Origin of the sequence: Clostridium sp. HV4-5-A1G (assembly GCF_900184915.1) — a bacterium.
In the GTDB taxonomy this organism is placed as follows: Bacteria; Bacillota; Clostridia; order Clostridiales; family Clostridiaceae; genus Clostridium_B; species Clostridium_B aromativorans.
In genome coordinates, this window is sequence record NZ_FXYI02000034.1 from 1 (window position 1) to 25,198 (window position 25,198).

The 25,198-nt window shown below is 35.6% G+C and carries 18 protein-coding genes; 1 reads left to right on the forward strand and 17 read right to left on the reverse strand.

Annotation, left to right across the window (positions count from 1 at the left end):
• The first annotated feature begins 88 nt into the window (after positions 1-88).
• Positions 89-277, forward strand: a complete 189-nt coding sequence (locus J5G60_RS05695; RefSeq protein WP_150356724.1) for a hypothetical protein — start codon at positions 89-91, stop codon at positions 275-277.
• A 221-nt stretch (positions 278-498) separates the two neighbouring features.
• On the opposite strand, the gene pyk is transcribed toward J5G60_RS05695, so the two are convergent.
• From pyk to J5G60_RS05780, 17 genes are all read right to left on the reverse strand, one after another.
• A complete protein-coding gene (pyk, locus tag J5G60_RS05700) occupies positions 499-2,256 on the reverse strand; it encodes a pyruvate kinase (protein ID WP_150356725.1) in 1,758 nt (585 codons plus the stop codon).
• A gap of 44 nt (positions 2,257-2,300) precedes the next feature.
• The gene (pfkA, locus tag J5G60_RS05705) at positions 2,301-3,257 is read right to left on the reverse strand and encodes a 6-phosphofructokinase (protein WP_150356726.1); all 957 of its coding nucleotides are present in this window, start codon (positions 3,255-3,257) and stop codon (positions 2,301-2,303) included.
• Between the two features lie 235 nt (positions 3,258-3,492).
• Positions 3,493-6,966, reverse strand: a complete 3,474-nt coding sequence (locus J5G60_RS05710) for a DNA polymerase III subunit alpha (protein ID WP_190972192.1) — start codon at positions 6,964-6,966, stop codon at positions 3,493-3,495.
• 76 nt (positions 6,967-7,042) lie between these two features.
• Entirely contained in the window at positions 7,043-7,333 is a 291-nt protein-coding gene (locus tag J5G60_RS05715) for a Dabb family protein (RefSeq protein WP_150356727.1), read from the reverse strand.
• Between the two features lie 6 nt (positions 7,334-7,339).
• Positions 7,340-8,644: a DRTGG domain-containing protein gene (locus J5G60_RS05720; RefSeq protein WP_150356728.1), complete on the reverse strand. Its 1,305-nt coding sequence runs from the start codon at positions 8,642-8,644 to the stop codon at positions 7,340-7,342.
• Positions 8,645-8,655: 11 nt separating this feature from the next.
• The gene (gene whiA / locus J5G60_RS05725) at positions 8,656-9,606 is read right to left on the reverse strand and encodes a DNA-binding protein WhiA (RefSeq protein ID WP_150356729.1); all 951 of its coding nucleotides are present in this window, start codon (positions 9,604-9,606) and stop codon (positions 8,656-8,658) included.
• A gap of 14 nt (positions 9,607-9,620) precedes the next feature.
• Positions 9,621-10,949, reverse strand: a complete 1,329-nt coding sequence (locus J5G60_RS05730) for a gluconeogenesis factor YvcK family protein (RefSeq protein WP_150356730.1) — start codon at positions 10,947-10,949, stop codon at positions 9,621-9,623.
• Positions 10,946-11,833: an RNase adapter RapZ gene (rapZ, locus tag J5G60_RS05735; protein WP_150356731.1), complete on the reverse strand. Its 888-nt coding sequence runs from the start codon at positions 11,831-11,833 to the stop codon at positions 10,946-10,948. The genes J5G60_RS05730 and rapZ overlap by 4 nt, the downstream gene beginning before the upstream one ends.
• Positions 11,834-12,043: 210 nt before the next feature.
• Positions 12,044-12,958 carry a UDP-N-acetylmuramate dehydrogenase gene (murB, locus tag J5G60_RS05740; RefSeq protein ID WP_150356732.1) on the reverse strand — a complete coding sequence of 305 codons (915 nt, stop codon included), beginning with the start codon at positions 12,956-12,958 and terminating at the stop codon, positions 12,044-12,046.
• Between the two features lie 119 nt (positions 12,959-13,077).
• Positions 13,078-14,949: an excinuclease ABC subunit UvrC gene (gene uvrC / locus J5G60_RS05745; RefSeq protein ID WP_150356733.1), complete on the reverse strand. Its 1,872-nt coding sequence runs from the start codon at positions 14,947-14,949 to the stop codon at positions 13,078-13,080.
• A 16-nt stretch (positions 14,950-14,965) separates the two neighbouring features.
• Complete coding sequence (locus J5G60_RS05750) at positions 14,966-15,574, reverse strand: metal-dependent hydrolase (RefSeq protein WP_150356734.1); 609 nt, start codon at positions 15,572-15,574, stop codon at positions 14,966-14,968.
• Positions 15,575-15,749: 175 nt separating this feature from the next.
• Positions 15,750-17,177 (reverse strand): peptidoglycan D,D-transpeptidase FtsI family protein, encoded by a 1,428-nt coding sequence (locus tag J5G60_RS05755; protein ID WP_150356735.1) that lies wholly within the window; start codon positions 17,175-17,177, stop codon positions 15,750-15,752.
• A gap of 4 nt (positions 17,178-17,181) precedes the next feature.
• Positions 17,182-18,384: an FtsW/RodA/SpoVE family cell cycle protein gene (locus J5G60_RS05760; protein ID WP_150356736.1), complete on the reverse strand. Its 1,203-nt coding sequence runs from the start codon at positions 18,382-18,384 to the stop codon at positions 17,182-17,184.
• Between the two features lie 51 nt (positions 18,385-18,435).
• The gene (locus J5G60_RS05765) at positions 18,436-18,876 is read right to left on the reverse strand and encodes an FHA domain-containing protein (RefSeq protein WP_150356737.1); all 441 of its coding nucleotides are present in this window, start codon (positions 18,874-18,876) and stop codon (positions 18,436-18,438) included.
• 70 nt (positions 18,877-18,946) lie between these two features.
• Entirely contained in the window at positions 18,947-21,769 is a 2,823-nt protein-coding gene (gene uvrA, locus J5G60_RS05770) for an excinuclease ABC subunit UvrA (RefSeq protein WP_150356738.1), read from the reverse strand.
• Positions 21,770-21,800: 31 nt separating this feature from the next.
• Complete coding sequence (gene uvrB, locus J5G60_RS05775; protein ID WP_150356739.1) at positions 21,801-23,792, reverse strand: excinuclease ABC subunit UvrB; 1,992 nt, start codon at positions 23,790-23,792, stop codon at positions 21,801-21,803.
• A gap of 2 nt (positions 23,793-23,794) precedes the next feature.
• Complete coding sequence (locus tag J5G60_RS05780) at positions 23,795-25,084, reverse strand: PDZ domain-containing protein (protein ID WP_150356740.1); 1,290 nt, start codon at positions 25,082-25,084, stop codon at positions 23,795-23,797.
• Positions 25,085-25,198: the final 114 nt, after the last annotated feature.

The window sequence follows — 25,198 nt, forward strand, 5'->3', positions numbered from 1 at the left end:
ATAATAATAATTAACAAATAGTAATTATTAAATAATATGGCACAATAGTTAAATTTATCATAAAATTAATAAATTGGAGGTATTTATTATGAAAGATAAGAAAGATTTAAAATCAAAGAAAAACGTACATGAAGGAGAAGTACATGAAGATGCAATAGATAAAAATGCAGTATTTGCGGGTGAAGATGATGAAGTAGTATTGAATTGTGATGGAGAACCTTGTAATTTTTCTTACCGCAAAGATCTATCGGATGATTCAAAGGATTCTCAAAAATAATTAAATTAATCCTAAAGAATATACTTATATTTATCAAATTTATCCAGAGGGATGGCATTGCCTGTCATTTCTAATCTTGAAGAAGTTTGAAATGTCAGCAATGACAGCCGGAGGATAAAACTCTTATTGCCCATTTCATATATTTTATTTTAAAGCAGCTGATCAGCTGCTTTTTTTATCTATATTCTACAATTCAAATAGCTTTTTATATGTTATATTTTCTACATTATGTTGGCCCTGCCGTTATATACAATACCTCTTATAACATCCATAGTTATGAATGTACCCGTTTTGAGTATTTCAGTAGCACCTCCTGCACTGCATATAATCGGTATTTCCCTGGCTATACATTCAATGGCAAGATGTGATGTTAATCCACCTTTTTCCGCTATAACTCCCGACACTCTATCCAGCACATTCATATATCCTCTATCTAAATTTTTGACTACTAAAATATCATCTCTTTCCACAATCTCATCTGCTTCTCTAGGACTAGCTGCTATTTTTACATTTCCATATCCGGATCTTATCCCAGCTCCTCTTCCCTGAACCAATATATCTCCTACTATGTGAACCTTAAGCATATTTGTAGTTCCTGAATAACTCACGGGTATGCCAGCAGCTATGACTACCAGATCACCCTTTTGGACATAACCACTTTTCAACGATATGTCCACTGAATTCTCTATAAGTTCATCTGTAGAATTAACTTTTTTGGTAACCATGGGATATACTCCCCAATTCAATGCCAGGCTTCTCGCCACTCTATGACTTGGAGTTACGGCTATAATATGACACTGAGGCCTGTACTTTGAAACCATCCTGGCCGTATGGCCGCTCTGTGTAGCAGTTATTATAGCTGAAGCTTTTAATTCCGAAGCAGTTGTACAAGTTGCAAGACTTATGGCATTGGGGACATTTTGTATATGGGCCTCTCTCTTTTTCTCCAGCAAGGCATCATAATCAATTTTTTTCTCTGCACTTTGGGCTATCTTCGCCATGGTCTGTGCGGCCTCTACAGGATATTTACCATTGGCAGATTCCCCACTTAACATTATGGCATCTGTCCCGTCAAATATAGCATTGGCTATGTCGGACGCCTCTGCTCTTGTAGGCCTTGGATTTCTTATCATGGAATCGAGCATTTGAGTGGCGGTTATAACAGGTTTCCCCACTCTGTTGCACTTTTCTATTATTATCTTCTGAATTAAAGGGACCTCTTCTATGGGGATTTCCACTCCCATATCCCCCCTTGCAACCATTATCCCATCAGAAAATTTTATTATCTCGTCTATATTGTCAACGCCTTCCTGACTTTCGATTTTAGAAAATATCTGTATGTCTTGTCCTCCATTTGCTTCAAGCACTTTTCTTATAGTCAACACATCCGAGGCCTTCCTTATAAAAGAAGCCGCTATCATATCTATTCCCATTTTACATCCAAACTTTAAATCCTCTTCATCCTTTTTGGTAATGGCTGGAAGAGATATGGAAATTCCCGGAATATTTACCCCCTTGTGATTGCTGATAGTCCCGCTGTTTTCAACTAAACAGTGTATTTTATTATCTTCAACAGTTTCAACTTTCAGATCAATTAATCCATCATCAATTAATATATGATTGCCTTTTTTGACATCTTCACACAGCCCGTCATAAGTTACATAACATCCATGACTGTCACCAATAACATTTTCCCTGCAGTAAATAGTAAACTCTCCATTTTCCTCCAGCTCAGCTTTATCTTCCTTAAAATTTCCTGTCCTTATTTCAGGTCCCTTGGTATCCAGCATAATCGCTATGGGTTTATCATACTTCTCCCTCAATCTCTTTACAGCATTTATTCTCTCTTCATGCTCAGCGTAATCTCCATGAGAAAAATTATGTCTCGATACATTCATGCCAGCTTCAATAAGCTTTGATAAAACTTCCTCTGAGCCGCTTGCAGGTCCAATGGTAAAAATCATTTTAGTTTTTTGCATAGTATATAACTCCTCCTCAACACAAGATTTACTTGAAGCTTCCGTCAAGCCAGTGCATTTGCTATTTTATATAATTTATCATCAAAATATCTTGGTACACTTAAAGCTTCATCTATATCCAGGTCAATAATTTTTGCGCCTTTAATTCCAACAACTCTAGAAGTCTTTCCCTCCTCCAGCAGTTCTACAGCCCTATACCCAAATCTTGAAGCCAATATTCTGTCCATACAGCTGGGACTTCCTCCCCTTTGAATATGTCCAAGCTTTGTGGCCCTGGCTTCTATACCCGTAACCTCCTGTATTTTTTTTGCAAGAGCTTCAGCTCCTCCAATACCCTCTGCTAAAACTATCAAATTGTGCAATTTACCCTTAATTTTTTCCTCTAGTATATTTTTGCACAATTTATCCTGATCATATCCCTTTTCAGGTAAAATTATATTTTCGGCTCCTCCTGCCAGGCCAGAATAAAGTGCTATATCTCCACAATTTCTTCCCATAACCTCCACTACACTTACCCTCTCATGAGAAGTAGAAGTATCTCTCAATTTATTTATGGCGTCCAATACCGTATTTACCGCCGTATCAAATCCTATAGTAAAATCTGTATAGGGCAGATCATTATCTATAGTACCTGGAATTCCAACAGTTGCTATAGACATCCTGGATAATTCCTGTGCTCCCCTGAATGATCCGTCTCCGCCAATTACCACTAAGCTGTCTATGCCAAATTTTCCCAGCATCTGCACTGCTTTTTTTCTTCCATTTTCCGTTTTAAATTCTTCACTCCGGGCAGTTTTTAATATAGTTCCTCCTCTTTGTATAATATCTGCCACACTTCTCCTTTCCATAGGTATCATTTCACCATTTATGAGTCCGCTGTATCCTCTTTCTATTCCCATCACAGTAAACTTTTTATCTAAAGCCGTTCTCACTACCGCTCTTATGGCAGCATTCATGCCTGGAGCATCTCCACCGCTTGTCAATACAGCTATTGTTTTCATATTAGTACCTCCTGTGACCGCAGGGACTTTTTATGTCCCGCTAAAAGTATAAACAAAGTTTTTATACCATGACTTAATTATATCATATAATGATTGTCTTTTCACCACATTTTTACATTAATTTATAGAGCATATTCTCTAAAAACAAAATTTCAACAACTACCAATACTTAAAAATCGGGAAGAAATTTCCCTATATTATTTTGTTTACATGGTACTAAAAATATACTAGTTTTTTAAATAATTTTTAGATTTTCTTCCCCGAACCTTCTCTTCAAAATAGATACAAGTTCTGAATTGGGTTCTACCCAAAGTTCTCTATCAAGTCTAAACTTCTTTCTTTCTTTCTTAGTACATAAGTATACAGGCATATTTCCTCTGAAATTTGAAAATATAGTTTTAATTTCATCTACAGTTTCTTTCAAGGCCAATTGATCTTTAATTAATATATAAAGCTTATCTATATCCACTCTCACCAGAGGTTCTATATTTTCGCAGAGAAGTTTAGGATCCTCTTCTTCTCTCACGCTTACCCTGCCCTTTACTATAATCATGGAATCATCATAAATTAAATTCTTGAATTTTTGAAATACCTTTGGAAATATTATTATTTCCACAATACCATAGAGATCTTCTATTTTTGCAAAAGCCATCATGTCATTGTTTCTGGTTATTTTCTTGGACACTTCTGAAAGTACTCCTCCAACTGTGACTCTATCACCGTCTTTTACCTTGCTTTCCTCCACAAAACCTTCTTCCAGTGTTTTTACATTTACTATGTCAGATATTTTAGTATCTGTTTGAAGTTTTAGAGTTTTAACGTACTCTTCAAGAGGATGTCCTGAAAGATATAATCCGGTCATCTCTTTCTCTAACGCAAGCATATCCTTTTTTGTGAATTCTCCTATTTTAGGATATTGTATTTTTACACTGTCATCTTCAATTTGCGAAAACAGACTTACTTGTCCCTTTATATTTCTTTTCCTGGAGTTTACTACACTGTCAATCACTTTTTCATGCACTGCCACCAGCTGAGATCTATACACATTGAAGCAGTCAAAAGCTCCTGCTTTTATAAGGCTCTGTACAACTCTTTTATTTATTGAATTCATATCTATGTTATTGCAAAAATCAGCTAAATCCTTAAATTTTCCATGCTGGTTCCTGGATTTGACTATGCTGTCTATTATGTTTTCGCCTACATTCTTTACAGCAGACAGACCAAACCTAATTTTCCCATCTTCTACTGTAAATTTAGCACAGCTCTCATTGATGCTTGGCGGAAGTATTTTTATTTTTTCACTTTTTGCAAATCTTATATAATAGGCAACCTTTTCACTGTCCCCTTTTACACTGTTTAACATAGCTGCTATAAACTCAACAGGATAATAATGCATCAGATAAGCAGTTTGAAATGCTACCACTGCATAAGCCGCTGCATGTGACTTATTAAAAGCATAGGAGGCAAAATCAATCATGGAATCGTATATCTTATTGGCAATACTTTCAGATACACCATTTCTTATACATCCTGGTACCTGTATTTTTCCATCCTCATCCACTATTCCATATACAAAATTATGCCTTTCCTCCTCCATAACGTGGTGCTTCTTTTTAGACATAGCTCGCCTTACAAGGTCGCTTCTGCCCATGGAATAGCCTGCCAGATCTCTTACGATCTGCATTACCTGTTCCTGATACACCATACATCCATAAGTAACAGAGAGTATGTGTTCAAGCTGTGGAGTTATATATTCGATTTTATCTGGATTATTCTTATTTTTAATATATTTTGGAATTTCTGCCATTGGTCCTGGTCTATACAGGCTTATTCCTGCTATGATATCCTCCAGTGAATCAGGTTTTAATTCCTTCATGAAGGAGGTCATTCCAGGAGACTCCAACTGAAACACCCCTGTGGTCTTTCCCTGGCCTATCATGTTATATACGGACTGATCATCATAATCTATGCTATCCAGATCAATTTCTTCACCCTTATCCTGTTTCACCATATCCACCGCATCTCTTAGAACGGTTAAAGTACGAAGTCCCAGAAAATCCATCTTTAAAAGCCCAAGCTCCTCCAAAGTATTCATGGTAAACTGGGTTACTATATTGTCTTCATTTTTTTGAAGGGGCACATAATTCACAAGTGGTTTAGATGCTATTACAACTCCTGCCGCATGGGTGGAAGTGTGTCTTGGAAGTCCTTCAAGGGCTTTCGCCACATCTATGAGTTTCTTAGTTCTTGGCTCAGCATCATAGGCTTCCTTGAATTCAGGGTTCATCTCAAGTGCTTTGTCTATTGTTATATTCAAAACTGTGGGGATCATCTTGGCTATTCTGTCCACTTCAGCATAGGAATAGTTCATAGCCCTTCCCACGTCCCTTATAACTGCCCTGGCTGCCATAGTTCCAAAGGTTACAATCTGGGACACGCTGTCTTTTCCGTATTTTCCGACCACATAATCTATAACCTCTCCCCGTCTTTCATAACAAAAATCGCTGTCAATATCAGGCATGGAAATTCTTTCAGGATTTAAAAAACGTTCAAAAATAAGATTGTATTTTATGGGATCTATTTTTGTAATGCCAAGGGTATAGGCAACTATGGAACCTGCTCCACTTCCCCTTCCCGGTCCTGTCATAATCTTGTTTTCTCTTGCAAATCTTATAAAATCCCAGACTATGAGAAAATAATCTACATATCCCATGGTCTTTATTACACCAAGTTCATATTCAAGTCTGTCTTTTAATTTTTCAGTTATATTTTCGTATCTCTGTTCAAGTCCCCTATAACACAGTTCTTTCAGATACTCATAGGCATCTGTTCCTTCTGGAAGAGGAAATTTGGGGAGTTTAGATTCATGAAATTCATAGTCAAAATTACATTCTTCCGCTATCTTAACCGTGTTTTCCAGTGCTTCCGGTACATTTGAAAACATACTGCACATTTCCTCCGGTGACTTCAAGTAGAATTCATCAGAGGGATACCTCATTCTATCTTCTTCCTCTACGGTTTTTCCAGTCTGTATGCAGAGTAAAATATCATGAGCTGTATAATCTTCTTTTCTTATGTAGTGGACATCATTGGTGGCAACCAAAGGTATATGAAGTTCTTTAGACATAGCTATAAGCTGTTCATTTATTTTAAGCTGCTGTTCTATTCCATGATACTGAAGTTCAAGGTAGAAGCCATCCTTAAAAGTATCCCTGTAAAAAAGTGCTGCATTTCTGGCTGTTTCAAGATCATTTTTTAATATATTAGATTGTATCTCACCGCTCATACAGGCACTTAAAGCTATAAGCCCACTGCTGTGAGAGCTCAGGTAGGCATGATCCACCCTGGGCTTATAATAAAATCCTTCAATGGAAGCAGTTGAAACTATCTTCATCAGGTTTCCATACCCCTCTTTATTTTTAACAAGAAGTACAAGGTGATAGTTTTCATTTCTTCCGTTATTTTGTTTTATATGCATATCTCCCTGGGAAACATATATCTCACAGCCTATTATAGGTTTAATTTCCTGTGCTTTGGCTTCTTTATAAAAATCCACACATCCGTACATAACCCCATGATCCGTTATAGCCATGCTATTCATTCCCAATTCCTTGGCCCTTGCTATAAGTTCCGGAATTTTAGCCGAAGAATCCAAAAGGGAATACTCCGTATGCTGGTGTAAACTCACCCATTTACATTTTTTCTCCATAATCAATTACCCCCTTGTTTGAAGGAGCATCATGAAATTGAATCTGATACAAGTTTAATCTCATGTCCACCAACTATTAACTATTAAAATCTACAGATACCGAAGAACTGACCAATGACTTCAAATTGGCCTTCACTTCATTTAGATGCACTGGATGAACCTGATAGGCATCCATATCTTCTCTGGAATCAAAAGTAGCAATAAGGGCCACATCATAGGATCTATCAGATCCCACTACATCCGTGCCAACCTTTATGGTATTCAATGTAGGCACCTTACCGTCTACACGCATTAATATATTTTTTACTTTTTCCATGTTTTCCGCATTTCTCTCTTTCAATTTAAAAAAGACCACATGAACAAACACAGCTTATCACCTCCTTATCATTCTTGCAGATAAAATACATTTACCAACTATATCCTTTTTTCCATCAAACATGTCAACTTCCACTTTACAGTAGTTTATGCCTTCATCTATTGCATTTACATATATTTCAATTTCACTGTCAATTTGCACAGGCTTCATGAAATATGTATTTATACTGTCCACTAAAATATTTGCATTATTTTTCTGCCTCAAAATCATGATTGCCATAGTGGATAGAAGCATATTCAGTGAACTCCATGAAGCAGTACCAATAGGATCCAGCATTTCAGGCGTTATCTTACCCATAAAATGTGCTACATTATCTTCAATATTAAACTCAAATTTCTTTAATATGGAATCCTCAAGAGTTTCTCCAGCCTGAGGCTGTCTTGCCATATATTGAAGTGCTTTTATCACGTCTCTCCTGGTTATAACACCTACCAATCTTTTACCTTTTACTACAGGAAACAGCTCTATGCCCTCCCAGCCCATTATATGAGCTGCATAAGCTACTGTAGTTTGAGGCGTCACTGTAATAGGATCTCTGTGCATTACTTTGCTTACTGGTTCATCATCCACATAGTGATTTGATAAATCCTTTAGAGATACAATTCCAACTATCTTTTTTTCACTATCTACTATAGGATATCTCTCATGTTTAACCTCCTGCATTATATTTTTCCATTTTTTAATTGTATCTGTAACTTCCAAATAGCAGGGCTCATCCTGCATTATATCTTCTACAAGAACTATATCTTTTTTTATCATATTTTCAGAAATAGCCCTATTTATCATACTAGCTACAGTAAAAGTATCATAGCTGCTGGATATTATGGGGAGGCATTTCTCATTTGCCAGTTTTTTTATTTCATTAGTGCATCCAAAGCCACCTGTTATAAGGACACCTGCATTATTTAAAAGTGCAAGCTTTTGTGCATCTTCTCTATTCCCTATTATAACAAGGCAGTCCTTTCTTATATATTGTTTCATGGCTTCTATAGTCATTGCCCCTATTATAAAACTATGGAGTATTTTATGTATTCCATTTTTTCCCCCCAGCAAACTTCCGTCCACTACATTTATAACCTCACCATAAGTTAAAGCCTCTATATTTTTTTTCTCAACTTTTTCTATTCTGACAGTTCCAACCCTTGGAATGGTGGTAACTATCCCCAGAGTATCAGAATCTTTTATAGCTCTATATGCCGTTCCATCACTAACACCTAATTCACTTGCTATACTTCTAACTGAAATTTTGGTGCCAGCTTCCAGTGAAAGTATATACTTGATTATATCTTCATGCTTAGACATATACTCTGTTCCTACCTTTCTTTTCTAAGCTCCTCTGCTATCTTTTCAATTCTCCTCAACCTGTGGTTTACTCCAGATTTGCCCACTTTAGGTTCCAGCATTTCACCTAATTCCTTTAAAGATTCGCCCGGATAATTTAATCTGAGTTCGGCGATCTCTCTTAAATTCTTAGGGAGCCTATTTAGACCTATTTTCTTTTGTATAAGCTTTATGCTTTCTGTCTGTCTTACCGATGCATTCACAGTCTTGCTTAAATTCGCAGTTTCACAATTCACCAATCTATTTACATTATTTCTCATTTCCTTCATTATTCTTATATTTTCCAGTTTCAAAAGTGCAGAATATGCCCCTATTATACTTAAAAGATCCGCTATCTGTTCTCCCTCTTTGATATATACTATAAAACTGTTCTTCCTCTGTATTATCTTGGAGTTCAATCCATATTCATTTACAAGATGGCTTAAATCACCTGCGTATATCTCATTATGGGTTACAAATTCTAAATGATAAGTCTTTTCAGGATTGCTGATACTCCCTCCTCCCAGGAATGCTCCTCTTATATATGCTCTCTTCAGTAAATCAGTTCTCACCATGTTTTGGGGGATACTATAATCTAAAGAAAATACATCCTCTTCCTCTTTTAAAATTCCCACTTCCTTAAGCAGTGTTCTAACATTCTCTCCTTCAGTTATAATTATCTCATATACATTGTTTTTTTTCAGAGAATTACTTTTTTTTACCAATATCTTTGAGTGCATATCAAACTTATTTTTTAATAACTTAAAAAGAAATCTAGCAGTTGGTGCATTTTCTGTAATTATCTTAAAACTAAATTTCCTTATGCCTCCTAAAAGTAAAGTTCCACTCACCTTCATTATTGCAGACAGTTCCGCTGCAGCCTCTTCTCTACCCATATTCGTATATCTGCAAATTTCATTTTTTACTCTCAATGAAAACGACATATCCAATCTCCTACTTATCTCTTTATTTCCTTTAACCTCTCCGACAAATAAAAATACTCTATTATCTTTTTCCTATCATATAGAAGTTTTTTGTCCATAATGGTTTCTATCAATATAGAAGCTAATTTTTCAGAATTATGTCTTATCAGTCCATTTTTAGCACTTATAAAATCACCCTCTATGACCTTCACTCCCAGGGAATCCACGGCATCCTCATTTATTTTAACTAGATGAGATTCCTCCTCCTTATATTTTCCTTCCAATTCTCTGTTTATTTTTCCTACATTGACGATCACATAATCAATTATACCGCTGCCTATATGATTAAAAATAGTCCTTATATGATCTTCTACAGAAAACCCATCTGTTTCACCGGGCTGGGTCATTATATTTGACACATAAAGCCTTATGGCGCTGGTATTTCGTACGGCATTGGCTATATCCTTTACCAAAAGATTGGGAATCACACTGGTATAAAGGCTGCCCGGCCCTAATATTACAGCATCTGCATCCAATATGGCATCCACTGCTTCTCTTAAAGCCCTGGCATTTTCAGGCTCTATGAATATCCTATCTATACTGCTGTTCTGCTCAACAGCCTCTCTTGGAATATTGGATTCTCCCTCCACAACAGAACCATTTTTCAATTTGGCTTTTAAAACCAAATTATCCAGAGTTACGGGCATCACCTTTCCAGTTACTGCAAGAACAGAACTCATCTTATGAACAGCTTCCTCAAAATTTGCGGATATTCCATCCATAGCAGCTAAGAAGAGGTTTCCAAAACTCTGATTTTTAAGTCTTCCATCTTTAAACCTGTATTGAAGTAAGTCTTCCATAAGAGGCTCAGTATCTGCAAGAGAGAGTATACAGTTTCTTATATCTCCCGGTGGAAGCATTCCCAAATCTTCTCTTAAGTCACCAGAACCTCCACCGTCATCTGCTACAGTCACTATAGCAGTTATATTTGAGGTGTAATACTTAAGTCCCCGGAGCATGGTAGAAAGCCCTGTACCTCCGCCTATAGCCACAATCTTAGGCCCTTTTACTAGAAGACGCTTTTCATATATGAGATTTTCTAATTTTTTTGAATCCAAGGATACGCTTAAATATCCTTTATTTATCAGTGCTATTATAGAACGCATTCCCTGGGTTATAGAAATATATACTACAAATATCCCTGATATAACTAAAAATATATAAAAAGAAATATAATAAAAGCTATAAAACCTCCTGTTTACAAATTCTATCACTCCAAATATTATAAATAATACTCCCATGGCTCCAAGCATAACCCACCTTTTAACTTTTATACCAGGTCTGAGCCAATCTACAATCCTCATAGCTTTTTACCACCTTTATCATTCACGTCTTCTTCAATATCCCTGTGGTCTATATTAACTTTATGCCCATTAGCTTTTAATCTACTGTAAATAGCATTGGCAATAGTTACAGATCTATGCCTCCCTCCAGTGCATCCTATGGATACAATAAGCTGTCTCTTACCCTCCTTCAAATAATTTGGAATTAGGAACTCCAACATGTCTTCCAGCTTATCTATAAATACTATAGTTTCTTTGAAATCCATTATATACTCTATTACAGGTTTATCTTTTCCAGAATATCTTTTAAGAGCTGGTATATAGAATGGATTTGGCAAAAATCTTACGTCAAATACCAAATCCGAATCAACTGGTATGCCGTATTTAAAACCAAATGAAAGTACAGTTATCATCAGCTGAGTTTCTATTTGACCCTCTTCTGAGTATATCTTTGTTATTTTCTCCCTCAACTCTCTGGTTGCAAGTTTTGAAGTATCTATTATATTATCTGCTCTGTCTTTTATATCTTTAAGTCTATTTCTCTCCATAAGTATTCCATTTAAAATTCTCCCATCAGGAGACAATGGATGTTTTCTTCTAGATTCTTTAAATCTTTTAACTAATACCTCATTTGAAGCATCCAAAAACAATATTTCATATTTATATCCTTCCTCTTTTATATAATTTAAGCTTTCAAATATATCATCAAAAAACTGCCCTCCTCTTATATCTATTACTAAAGCTATTTTATCTATTTTACCATCAGTTTGATAACAGGCCTCTGCAAATTTAGGTATAAGGGTAGGAGGAAGATTATCTACACAAAAAAAACCCAAATCTTCCAAACTTCTTATAGCCTGAGTTTTCCCGGCTCCTGATAATCCTGTCACTATAACAAATCTCATGGCCACATTCCTCCACCAACAAATATTTAGCATTTATATAAAATTTTTAAAATCAACTTATGCAAATTTACTTTTTTTAATTATAGCACAATGAATTAGAAGAATAAATATAGTTTAAAGTGGAGAATCAAATGCAGTATTAGCACTAATTCTCCACTTAAACTGATATTTAATATCTATACTTTGAACCTTAGGGAAAATTTTTATATTTTAATCTTCTCCTATAATCCTAACTTCAGTATAAAGATCCACATTGAACTTTTCCTTCACCCTATGCTGCACAATCTTTATCAAATTTAAAATATCACTGGCAGTAGCATTTCCCCTGTTTATTATAAACCCCGAGTGTTTTTCGGAAACCTGGGCATCTCCCACATTTTCCCCCTTTAACCCGCTGTCCTCTATTAATTTAGCGGCAAAATGGCCTTCCGGTCTCTTAAAAGTACTTCCTGCTGAAGCATATTCCAAGGGCTGCTTTTGACTTCTTCTTCTATTTAAATCATCTATACGATTTTTTATCTTTTCATATTCTCCATTTTTTAAATTAAAAGTCACTTCTAAAACAGTATATCCATACATCAATATAGAACTCATTCTATATCCCAATTTCAGCTCATCTCTATCAAGCACCCTTACTTCGCCAAAATTGTCTACAACCTTTGCGCTCTCTATTATATTGGAGATTTCTCCATTATATGCACCTGCATTCATGGTAACTGCCCCTCCCACACTGCCAGGGATTCCACAGGCAAATTCAATTCCCGTTAAACTGCTATTTAAGGCAGCAGCTGAAATCTCTTTCAAAGATGCTCCGCTTTCTGAAATAATTTTATTTCCCTCAACTATAATATGATTTAATTTTATAAGCTTAATTATTATACCCCTTATTCCGCCATCTTTTACAAGTAAGTTGGAACCATTTCCCATTATATAAAAAGGTACATTATTCTTCTTACAAAATTTTATTACATCTATCACCTGTTGAAAATTTCTTGGAGTAATAAGTATATCTGCAGGTCCTCCCACCTTAAAAGAAGTATGATATTTCATAGGTTCATCTATTCTTATATCCTCTTCATTCAATATTTCTTTCAAATTTATAGCAAAATTTTTAAACTTATTCATTGTAAGTATTCTCCTTGAAAATTAAAATTAAGTATTATATTTAGTATAATGTATGTATACTACTTAATCAAGACTGTACATTCTTATATATTACATTTTACCCATTAAATTCAAGCCTATTAATTTTTACTGCCATTTTTGAAATAAAAAATGATATTTTCCGCCGTTCGTCTGTCTATAGAAGGTACAGCCAGCAGTTCCTCTAGATTTGCCTTTTTTATATTATCTATGCTTCCAAATTTCTTCAACAATGCTTTTCTTCTGACCGCTCCTACATTAGGTATATCTTCAAGTACTGAATGAAACACTCTTTTATTTCTAAGACTTCTGTGATAAGATATGGCAAACCTGTGAACTTCATCTTGTATTCTTGTAACAAGCTTATTCACATTAGGACTATAGCCTATGGCCAATTCTTCATTGTTATATATAATCCCTCTTGTCCTATGCCGGTCATCTTTCACCATTCCACATACCGGTATGTCTATTCCAAGTTCTTTCAATATTTGAAGTGCCACATTTACCTGCCCTTTTCCTCCATCCATAAGGATCAGATCTGGAAAAATACAAAACTTTCCAGCACTCAATTCAAGATTTTTCTCCTTTATTTTCTCTATTTCATCCAGACCGTGCTGAAATCTTCTTTTAATTATCTCTCTCATGCTGTCATAGTCATTTGCCCCTACTACAGTGTTTATCCTAAATCTCCTATAATCGCTATTCTTAGGTCTTCCATTCTCAAACACCACCATAGAACCTACAGAATCCACTCCTTGAATGTTTGATATATCATAGGCCTCTATTCTATGGGGAATATCGTCAAGTTTAAGTATTTCAGAAAGTTCTTCAAGTGATGTATCATATAATTTTTTATCCTGAATAAACTTTAATTTAAAATTTTTTAGCATAGTTTCAGCATTTTTTTGAACCAAGTCCAAAATTGCCTTTTTGTCACCTCTAAGTGGAATTCTAATATACACTTTAGAACTTTTCTTCATACTGAGCCAATCCTCCAGCAGTTCAATATCATCCACTTCAGGTACATATATGGTCTTACCTATATAAGCAGTGCCTCCATAAAACTCCTTTATAAAATTGGCTATTACTTCGCTCTTAGGTAAATCCACTGTATTTTCCACAATAAAATGTTCTCTGCCAATTATTTTCCCAGATCTCAAAAAGAACACTTGCAGACAGCTGTCTTTTCCATCAGAGTACATATTTATAAAGTCCTCATTTTCAAAACCCACTGTAGTTATTTTCTGCTTTTCAATAACTTTTTCCACTGCAAATATCTTATCTCTCAACTCCGCTGCTTTTTCAAATTCAAGATTTTCCGAAGCGGAATTCATATTTTCTTTCAGTTCTCTGACTATATCCTTATTTTTCCCGGATAAAAAATCTATTACCTCATTCACTATATCCCTATATTTTTCCCTACTAATGTATCCTCCGCAGGGAGCTTTGCAGATCCCTATATAATAATTCAGACAGGGTCTTATTTTTTTTCCATCTTCCTTTATGGAAAACCTGCAGGTCCTTATAGGAAATATTTTTTTTATGATCTCCATAGTCTCATATACAGAAGAAGAGCTTACATAAGGTCCAAAATATTTTGCACCATCTCTAGCCACAGTTCTCGCATATATTATTCTAGGAAAATCTTCATTTACAGTTATCTTTAAAAATGGATATCTCTTATCATCTTTCAATAGTATATTATAGTGTGGTCTGTATTTTTTAATCAAATTGCATTCTAAAATAAGGGCTTCCATTTCTGAATCAGTTACAATATATTCAAATTCAGAAATATGTCTGACCATGGCTTTCACTTTTTCTGAATGATTTTTTGAACTCTGAAAATATTGTCTCACTCTATTTTTTAAAATTTTTGCTTTTCCCACATATATAATTTCTCCCAGAGAATTTTTCATCAAATATACTCCAGGTTTATCTGGCAATACTTTTAGCTGATATTGAAAATCAAACACTTAATCACTCCTAAAACTATTTGTAAAATATAACTGGAAGTCTATATATTGTAAATAAAATTCCACATATCATCAACAATTCCTCTATAGCAGAACCAACTTTAGAATTAGTTCTATAAGTGAGAGGAAATTTAAATTTCTTATTTTCAACAGGATAAAAAAGCGGTACTCCCCTATTTGTAAACATATCACATAACAAATGCATGCCGTAACCTACCATAAAATAATAAACCAAATAATGGATATTGTACATATTACCTAGATATCCTACAATAAAAGAAAACATTATCATACCTGTAAAACTGTGAGTTAATCCATTTCTATGAGAGGATACTGCTATTATAATGAAAGATATTCCAATAGCCTTCATTATTGGGGCATCAGTATATAAATAATCATACCAGATAAAAGTTATTCCAATACAGCCATAAAAAATAACTTTGGTAAATTTGTTTTTAAAAGGAAGAATATATTTATTTACTATGCTTTTAGGGTGATCTACATCCGGCAATATAGATGCAAATGCCACCAATAAAAGTCCCATAAAATTAAATTTGCCGGGAAGTATGTTGTAAATTGATAAATAGGTGATTAGCCCCATGCCTATATGAGTTTTCCCCTTCATATTTTCTCCTCATTAACTGTCATAATATTAGACAACTTTCATGCTTTTAATTTCAATAACCCCTTTATTGACTATATTATAGCATTAAATTCAGAGTAACTTCGTATTTTACATCAAAATTTCCCGGGAAATTTATACAATTGGAAATATATAATCGACAATACACAATTTACAGTTATTTTCTAAGTGCTGTCCTCATAACTTCCGCCGCTATAGAAGCAGCCAATTTTCCTCCCTGTCCTCCATTTTCTACAATCACCGCCACAGCTACTTTTGGATCTTCATAAGGTGCAAAACCTATGAACCAGGAGTGAGGTGGTGAATATTTTCCCATAGATTCATTGTCTGCTGTTCCAGTCTTTCCAGCTACGTCCATTCCCGCTATGGAAGCATTAACTCCTGTTCCCGATTCCACTACAGATCTCATAAGATCTCGCATGACATCTGCTGTGCTGGTGGATATCAACTGTCCTACCTGTTCCGGCTGTATACTTTTTACCTCTTGACCCGTATTTGTAAGTACATCACTTACCAAATGAGGCTTCATAAGAATTCCTCTGTTGGCTATAGTGCTTGTAACCACTGCCATCTGAAGCGGACTCGCCAGGTCACTGCTCTGTCCTATGGCACTTTGGGCTATGCTTCCTTTTTCATAGGACTTAAGAGATGGAAACTTGCTGGGTTCCACTGGTATGCCATCTGTTGGGATTTCTTTGTTGAAAAATAATTTCTCTGCAGTCTGCTTTAATTTGTCATTTCCCAATTCAAGCCCCAGAGTTCCAAAATATACGTTGCTGGAATGTGTATACGCATCTTTGAAATTTATGCTTCCCAAAACTTCTCCTTCAAAATTATTCAGTGAATAACCTCCTCCCAGAGGGAGGCTCCCGGTATCTTGGATGTACTTATTCTGAACACCAGGTATATTTTCCAGGGCACTTATGGCAGTCACGGTCTTAAAAGTGGAACCAGGAGGATACAAACCTGCTGTAGCTCTGTTCAAAAGCGGTTTATTACTGTCTTGGTTCAATTGTTTCCAGGTATTTTGCAGGTTATTTGGATCAAAAGAAGGTCTTGAGACCATGGCTATTACTTCTCCAGTCTTGGGATTCAAAGCCACAACAGCACCCTTATTACTACCTAAAAGATTATAAGCCGCCTGCTGGGTGTTTAGATCTAAAGTTGTCTTCAAACTATAGCCGATCTTTTTTTGAGCCTTTCCTTTGTTTAATATGAAGCTCTTTATACTGTCCTGAATATTTGAGGACATAAGTTCCTCATCGTACTTTCTCTCAAGACCTGTAATCCCATATTTAATATCTACATACCCAAGCACATGGGCAAATATAGCTCCTCCGGTATACTCTCTCTTTTGAGTTTCTGCATTTATAGGTTGACTTTTAGTGAGGGCATTGCCATTTCTATCATATATGGTTCCCCTGAGCACTTCATTTCTCTTTATCCAAAGCCTCCTATTGTAGGTACTGTTCAATATTTTCGGGCCTGTTAACATTTCAAAATAGGTCATGTAGGAGATAAGAGCTATAAAGCATATTAAAAAAACCATCATTACCTTTTTTATATTATTCAATATGTCATTCATCCTTCTACCTACCTTCCTCTGATATTTTTTGAATTATGCCTAAAGAAAAAAACGTTATTAACATGGAGCTTCCGCCCCTGCTTACAAGAGGCAGAGTTATACCCGTAAGGGGAATGGCATTCATAACACCTCCGACTATAACCAGTACTTGTGATGCTATCATGGCGCTGTACCCCACAGCCAAAAGCCTTGAAAATTCATCGTTTCCATACACGGCAGCTCTCATACATCTATAAAACAACAAAAAATACAATATTATTATGGCAAATCCCATCAATATCCCCAATTCCTCACAAAGTACTGCAAATATAAAATCCGTAGTATTTATGGGCACATATTCGGGGTGTCCCAATCCCAACCCTGTTCCAGTAAGTCCTCCAGATGCTATAGAAAACATGGATTGGACAATTTGATAGCTTTGATCATTTGCATATGGCCAGGGGTTTTTCCATATCATAACTCTTGTTCTAACATGATCAAACAGTTTATAACTCATCAGGGCCCCTGCAGCAGATAATAAAAAGCAAACTATAACATATTTAAATTTTGAAGTTGCTATATAGAGCATGGTTATAGCTATTCCAAAAAATATGAGGGCAGATCCAAGATCTCTCTGAATCACCATGAACCCAAGGGACATCATTACAACCAGTGCAGGTATTATAAGGCTTTTGAAATTCTTATAATCCTTTAGGTCTGCAGCTAAATACGCAACTAAAAATAACTTTCCAAATTCCGAGGGTTGAAACTGAAAGCCAGCTATATCCACCCAGTTCTTAGAACCATTTAACTCAATGCCGACAAAAGTACCCATTCCCATAAATATCAGCGTGAACACCAGATAGATATATTTATACTTGCTGAACCTACTTGTATCCGGCATTAAGACCACAATAAGTATAAATCCTGTAACCCCCACTGCAAACCAGACTATCTGTTTGATTGCAACTGCCATGTTCAATCTATACAACATCACCATACCTATAACAGACAGTATACTGGAAAAAATAAATATATATTTATCTCCATCGGAAAAAAATTTTCTTATTACAAAATATGAATATCCTATAAGCAGGCAGATTACCAGTGCCATTACCATGGCTCCTTTATCAAAAGGCTGCTTTATTATTGCCAGATTAAAAAAGCATATGAAGCATAAAAAGTATGTATATTTCAATAATTTTTTTTCGTCCTTAATAGAGTCCAATACTCTCACCACCCATCTATTTACAGCAATTTTATAATATTCAAATTAAAACTACCCTATGACCTTAAAAGACGTATTACCTATTCTTATTTCATCTCCGGAATTCAGATAGTGCTTTCCCCTTAGTTTTTTCCCGTTTAAAAGAGTTCCGTTAGTGCTTTCCAAATCCTCCAATATGCAGTCCTTTCCATTTTTTATATAAATTCTGGCATGATGCCCTGATGCATAAGGATCTTCTAATATAAGCTGATTATCATTTTTTCTTCCTACGGTTATTTCTCTTCTAACCGGAATCACAGCTCCCTTCCTGAGATTGGAATTATTACCCGGGTTTATCACTTCAAGTCCAAAGGATTTTCTATTTATTCTTCTCGCTCTTCTACTTCCCACTTTTATATCCTTATACATTATCCTGAGCGCCCAAAATATTATAATATAAACTATACCTATGATTACAATTTTAAAAATCATACTCAATTTACTCAGATCCATTTAAAAGTATCCTCCTTAACACATAGAAAGACTAGCATTATAAGTGTGCCTATGCTAGCCTTTATATAAATTATAACATTTCTTTTAAATATTGTCCCGTATAGGAGCTTTTATTTTTAGCTATTTGTTCTGGAGTGCCAGTACAAATAACGGTGCCGCCTTTTTCTCCGCCTTCAGGTCCAAGATCAATGATATAATCTGCACACTTTATAACTTCTAGATTGTGTTCTATAACTACCACCGTATTACCTACATTTACAATTCTCTGGAGTATATTTATAAGTTTACTCACATCATCTATATGAAGCCCCGTAGTAGGCTCATCCAGTATATACAGTGTTTTTCCAGTACTTCTCTTGGACAATTCATAAGCTAATTTAATCCTCTGAGCTTCTCCTCCAGACAATTGTGTAGAAGGCTGCCCTAATTTAATGTATCCAAGTCCTACGTCTGCCAATGTCTGTAATTTATTTTTTATTCTAGGTATATTCTCAAAAAACTCCAGGGCCTCTTCCACCGTCATATTTAGTACATCATCAATATTCCTATTTTTATATTTTACCTGGAGAGTTTCCCTATTATACCTTTTTCCCTTACATACTTCACAGGGTACATATACATCTGACAAAAACTGCATCTCTATTTTTATTATCCCATCACCACTGCAGGCTTCGCACCTGCCGCCTTTTACATTAAAACTAAACCGTCCCGGTTTATATCCCCTCATTTTAGCTTCCGCCGTATTTGAAAACACTTCTCTTATTATATCAAATACTCCTGTATAGGTGGCAGGATTTGATCTGGGGGTTCTTCCTATGGGACTTTGATCTATATTTATGATCTTATCTATATTCTCTACACCGAGAATGCTGTCATAAGCTCCCGGATTATCTTTCGAATTGTTCAATTTCTTATGCAGGGCCTTATATAATATTTCATTCACCAAAGTACTTTTTCCCGATCCGGATACTCCAGTAACGCAATTAAATATTCCCAGCGGGAAATCCACATCTATATTTTTCAAATTATTCTGCCTGGCCCCTATTACTTTTATAAACTTGCCGCTGCCTTTTCTCCTCTGTTTGGGAACTTCTATTTTCTTCTTGCCCGTCAAGTACTGCCCCGTTATAGATCTTTCACAATTCATGATATCTGAAATAGGCCCCGCTGCCACTACTTCCCCACCATGCTCTCCTGCTCCAGGTCCTATGTCAACTATAAAATCTGCCTGCTTCATGGTATCTTCATCATGTTCCACAACTATAAGAGTATTCCCTACATCTCTCAGATGCTTCAATGTAGCAATAAGCCTATCATTATCCCTCTGATGAAGTCCTATGCTTGGTTCATCCAATATGTAGAGTACACCTACCAGCCCGGAACCTATCTGAGTGGCAAGTCTTATCCTCTGTGCTTCTCCTCCGGACAGTGTTCCAGCTGTTCTCGAAAGGGTCAGATAATCCAATCCCACGTCTATTAAAAACTGAAGTCTGCTGTTTATTTCCTTAAGTACCTGATCACTTATTAGCCTATCCTTTTCCGACAGCTCTATTTCCTTGAAAAATTTCAGTTCGTCTTTTATGGACATACTAGAGAGCTCAAATATATTTTTTCCACCCACTGTAACAGACAGTGCAGCTGGATTCAATCTAGCTCCCTTACATGTTGGGCATGGGTTATCACTCATGTAATTTTCTATTTCCCTTTTTATATAGTCGGAATTTGTCTCCATGTATCTTCTCTTTAAGTTATTCACCACTCCTTCAAAAGAATGATTGAATTCCATTATCCTATTATCCTTTTTATATCTTACTCTTACCTTTTCTCCCCTGAGTCCGTACAGGAGTATATCTAAAACTTTCGGGCTGAGTTTTTCTATTGGAGTGTCCAATTTAAATTTATACTTGTTGGAAAGGGCCTTCAATATACTGAAAGTCCAGGAATCCTCTTTTAAGCTTCCTTCTCCCCAGGGCATTACAGCCCCCCCAAGTATACTCTTTTTTTTGTCAGGTATGACCAAATTTTCGTCTATTTCAAGAAGAGTTCCAAGTCCGTCACAGGTATCACATTTTCCAAAAGGTGAATTGAAAGAAAAAGTTCTAGGAGTGATTTCTCCTATACTTATACCACAGTCAGGACATGCAAACTTTTCACTAAAAAGCACATCCTCTCCACCTAAAACATTTATTATAACTACACCTTCTGACAATTTAAGAGCAGTTTCAATAGAACCTGCTAATCTGCTTCTTATGTCATTTTTGATTATTAACCTGTCTATGACCACCTCAATGGTATGCTTTTTATTCTTCTCAAGTTTTACCTCTTCATCTTCCAAATCAACTACATCACCGTCAATTCTTGCTCTTATAAATCCGTTTTTGACTATATTGTCCAATACTTTCACATGTTCTCCCTTTCTCCCTTTAATTATGGGAGAAAGTACCTGTATTCTGGTTTTTTCAGGCATGCCCAAAATTCTATCTACCATCTGATCCACCGTCTGCTGTGATATCTCTCTACCGCATTTAGGGCAATGTGGTACACCTATACGTGCATATAGAAGTCTCAGATAGTCATATATCTCAGTAACAGTCCCTACAGTAGAACGTGGATTCCTGCTGGTTGTCTTCTGATCTATGGATATTGCAGGGGATAGACCTTCAATGTATTCTACATCAGGTTTATCCATCTGGCCCAAAAACTGCCTGGCATAAGCAGACAATGACTCTACATATCTCCTCTGCCCTTCCGCATATAAAGTATCAAAAGCTAATGAGGATTTTCCCGATCCTGAAAGTCCGGTAAAAACTATCAATTTATCTCTAGGTATAGTTAAGCTCACATTCTTCAAATTGTGTACTTTAGCACCTTTTATCACTATGCTATCTTTCATTGGTTTAACTCCTTAGGTATTTCGATTATATTTATACAAGCTTTTTATTTTTCTGCTTTTTCAGCTTTGTTATTATATCCCTCAATTTTGCAGCTTCTTCAAACCTCAGTTCTTTAGCTGCCGTCCTCATCTGTTTCTCATGGGTCTTTATAAGTTCATCTATTTTTTCATTATCGGCCTCTACAGCTTCCTTTAAACTATTATATTCCTGTTTTTCTTCCAAAACCATAGTTGACTCTATAACTTCTCTTATATCTTTGTGTATAGTCGTAGGTGTAATACCATTTTTCTCATTATAGGCCATCTGTATTTTTCTTCTCCTTTTAGTCTCGCTTATAGCCTTATCCATGGAATTGGTGATAGTATCCGCATACATTATAACTCTGCTTTCAGAATTTCTGGCAGCCCTTCCTATAGTTTGTATAAGTGATCTCTCCGATCTTAAAAAGCCCTCTTTATCCGCATCCAAAATGGCAACCAATGCAACCTCCGGTATATCAAGCCCCTCCCTTAAAAGATTGATACCAACTAAAACTTCAAATTCGCCCTTTCTCAAATCCCTTATTATCTTCATTCTATCTATTGTTGATATATCTGAATGTAAATATCTAGCTCTTATATCCATGTTCTTAAAATAATCCGTCAAATCCTCTGCCATCTTTTTTGTAAGAGTGGTTACAAGGGTTCTAAAACCTTTAGATGAGGTTTCTCTTATATTATTGTAAAGATCATCTATCTGCCCTTTAATGGGTTTTACTATGATTTCCGGATCCAAAAGTCCCGTAGGTCTCAATATCTGTTCAGCTACATTTTGCGAATGTTCCAGTTCATAATCCGAAGGGGTGGCGCTTACAAACACCACCTGATTTATTTTTTTCTCAAACTCCCCAAATTTAAGTGGTCTATTATCATAGGCCGAAGGAAGTCTAAAACCGTATTGTACCAGGGAGTCCTTCCTTGATTTATCCCCTGCATACATGGCTTTCACCTGAGGAAGAGTAACATGACTTTCATCTATAAATAAAAGAAAATCCTTTGGAAAATAATCTATAAGAGTCTGGGGTGGAGTTCCCTTTGCCCTGCCGTCCAATATTCTGGAATAATTTTCAATTCCACTGCAGTATCCAACTTCACGTATCATCTCTATATCAAAATTAGTCCTCTGTTTCAACCTCTGGGCTTCAAGTAATTTGTCCTGGGATGTGAGTTCTTCAAGTCTGTCTTCAAGCTCCTCTTCTATTTTATTTATAGCTATTTCAAGCCTTTCCCTGGATGTAGCAAAGTGAGATGCCGGGAATATGGAAACATGATTTCTAATTCCAATGGTTTTTCCTGTAAGTACGTCAAATTCTCTTATTCTATCAATTTCATCTCCAAAAAACTCCACTCTTATTCCATGATCCGTAGATGAAGCCGGAAATATGTCTACTATATCCCCTTTTACTCTAAAAGTTCCCCTCACAAAATTTATGTCATTTCTTTCATATTGAATTTCCACTAATTTTTTCAACACATCATCCCTGTTTTTTATCATACCCGGTCTTAGGGACAACGTCAGCTTCTTATACTCTTCCGGATTACCAAGTCCATAAATACAGGATACTGAGGCCACTACTACAACGTCTTTTCTCTCCAAAAGGGCAGAAGTAGCTGAGTGCCTTAACTTATCTATCTCATCATTTATGGAAGCATCTTTTTCTATATATGTATCTGTCTGAGGTATATAAGCTTCTGGTTGATAGTAATCATAGTATGATACAAAATATTCCACACTGTTTTCAGGAAAAAATTCTCTAAATTCCGAACACAATTGTGATGCCAGAGTTTTATTATGAGCTAGTACAAGAGTGGGCTTTTGTACCCTTTCTATTATATTTGCCATGGTAAAAGTCTTGCCCGAACCAGTTACACCAAGTAGTGTCTGAAATTTATCTCCTTTTAAAATACCTTTTGTTATACCATCTATTGCTTCAGGCTGATCACCCGTAGGTTTAAATTTAGAATGTATTTTAAATTTTCCCATTTTTAATCATCCTTATCTTTATTTTTTATCTTGTTCAGTACATCAGAAAATTTATTCTTATCCAATTTTATCACCATACTATTCTGAGGTATTTTTCTTGGTACAAACACTATGCCTAATTTTTTATCTTCATTCATTTTACTGTAACTTACCTGCTCAAAATTTCCTGCTTCCTTTTTTACCTTGAGCCATATAAAATTTGAACATTTTCTGATAACTTCTGCTATCTTATCTTCATTGTCGATTTTCTCATTATTTATTTCCACCAACATATCCCCACTTCTAATTCCCATTTCATTGGCAGGAGAATTAGGTGCAACTGCAAGTACCATTATACCCTCACTGCTGCTTACATACTTTGGTACTCCCTTTACTTCTAAATGCCTTTGAAACATTATAATTCCCTCATGAGCCACCGGTGCAAATATAACCACTAAAAACTTCAACCAAATATTCAAAACTGCAAGTTGAGCCATGCCGAATAAAATAACACTATATAATATTATTAGGCCTCCTGATAAAAACGATTTTTCCTTAGTATCTCTTGTAAAAGTCACACTATTGTATCCCATCACTGCATAAAATGGTATCAAAGATACCACCGCACTTTTTAATATATCATATGGAATGGAACTGTTTATAAGCGGCCACCATGCAGGAACAGCTACCTGCCAGGAGCTTCCTATCATTGTTCTGCTGTGAATTATAAAAAATACGGCTATCGGAATTGTCCAATATCTTTGAAGGGCAAATCCTCCTACTATATTCCCATTTTTACTTGAAAAAACAGGAACTGCACCCTTTTTCCCATCCAGTATAATCAAAATTCCCTCTACAAAATGCAATATAGCTACCATGCTCATAAGCGCCACCACATCTATTTTTAAAAAATCCAGATTGGGAATGTTAAAAGTTTGGGAAGACATGGCCAATATAAGGCTTAAAAATCCCAATATTGCTCCAGAATAGGAAAAGCATATAAATCTCACATTAAAAAACATAAAAACGATAGATGCCAAAAATATTAAATCTACAGCTGAATCTTCGTCAAAAACCACCCCTAAATATGACATAATAACACTGGCCAATATGCCTCCAAAAATTCCTATCACAATTTGAGATATTGTAAGTTCAAAAGGAGAATTGATTCCCTCTCCAATTATCATTTTTTGCATTATAACTGTCTGTTTATTCTTTCTATATAATGTAAACACCAAAATAGCTAGAATTAACACTAAATAGGGTTCCGTCAGTGCAAAAGCTATAGATTTCAACGTGTACAATAATATCATTAAAACTTAATTCCCCTCTCGCAAACTAAGTTAGACAGAAACCATCTGTCTAACTTAAAATCTCAAATATATTATAATTATATATTCACATATCGTCAAAATTATCTACAATTC

What these genes read in the sequence shown, in the direction of transcription:
- J5G60_RS05755 (WP_150356735.1), bottom strand. Translation starts at nt 17,177, where the DNA reads ATGAATGACATATTGAATAATATAAAAAAGGTAATGATGGTTTTTTTA.
- J5G60_RS05720 (WP_150356728.1), bottom strand. Translation starts at nt 8,644, where the DNA reads ATGTCTAAGCATGAAGATATAATCAAGTATATACTTTCACTGGAAGCT.
- uvrA (WP_150356738.1), bottom strand. Translation starts at nt 21,769, where the DNA reads ATGAAAGATAGCATAGTGATAAAAGGTGCTAAAGTACACAATTTGAAG.
- pfkA (WP_150356726.1), bottom strand. Translation starts at nt 3,257, where the DNA reads ATGAAAACAATAGCTGTATTGACAAGCGGTGGAGATGCTCCAGGCATG.
- rapZ (WP_150356731.1), bottom strand. Translation starts at nt 11,833, where the DNA reads ATGAGATTTGTTATAGTGACAGGATTATCAGGAGCCGGGAAAACTCAG.
- murB (WP_150356732.1), bottom strand. Translation starts at nt 12,958, where the DNA reads ATGAATAAGTTTAAAAATTTTGCTATAAATTTGAAAGAAATATTGAAT.
- J5G60_RS05765 (WP_150356737.1), bottom strand. Translation starts at nt 18,876, where the DNA reads ATGGATCTGAGTAAATTGAGTATGATTTTTAAAATTGTAATCATAGGT.
- J5G60_RS05695 (WP_150356724.1), top strand. Translation starts at nt 89, where the DNA reads ATGAAAGATAAGAAAGATTTAAAATCAAAGAAAAACGTACATGAAGGA.
- J5G60_RS05730 (WP_150356730.1), bottom strand. Translation starts at nt 10,949, where the DNA reads ATGAGGATTGTAGATTGGCTCAGACCTGGTATAAAAGTTAAAAGGTGG.
- uvrB (WP_150356739.1), bottom strand. Translation starts at nt 23,792, where the DNA reads ATGGGAAAATTTAAAATACATTCTAAATTTAAACCTACGGGTGATCAG.
- J5G60_RS05780 (WP_150356740.1), bottom strand. Translation starts at nt 25,084, where the DNA reads ATGATATTATTGTACACGTTGAAATCTATAGCTTTTGCACTGACGGAA.
- pyk (WP_150356725.1), bottom strand. Translation starts at nt 2,256, where the DNA reads ATGCAAAAAACTAAAATGATTTTTACCATTGGACCTGCAAGCGGCTCA.
- J5G60_RS05750 (WP_150356734.1), bottom strand. Translation starts at nt 15,574, where the DNA reads ATGAAGGGGAAAACTCATATAGGCATGGGGCTAATCACCTATTTATCA.
- whiA (WP_150356729.1), bottom strand. Translation starts at nt 9,606, where the DNA reads ATGTCGTTTTCATTGAGAGTAAAAAATGAAATTTGCAGATATACGAAT.
- J5G60_RS05710 (WP_190972192.1), bottom strand. Translation starts at nt 6,966, where the DNA reads ATGGAGAAAAAATGTAAATGGGTGAGTTTACACCAGCATACGGAGTAT.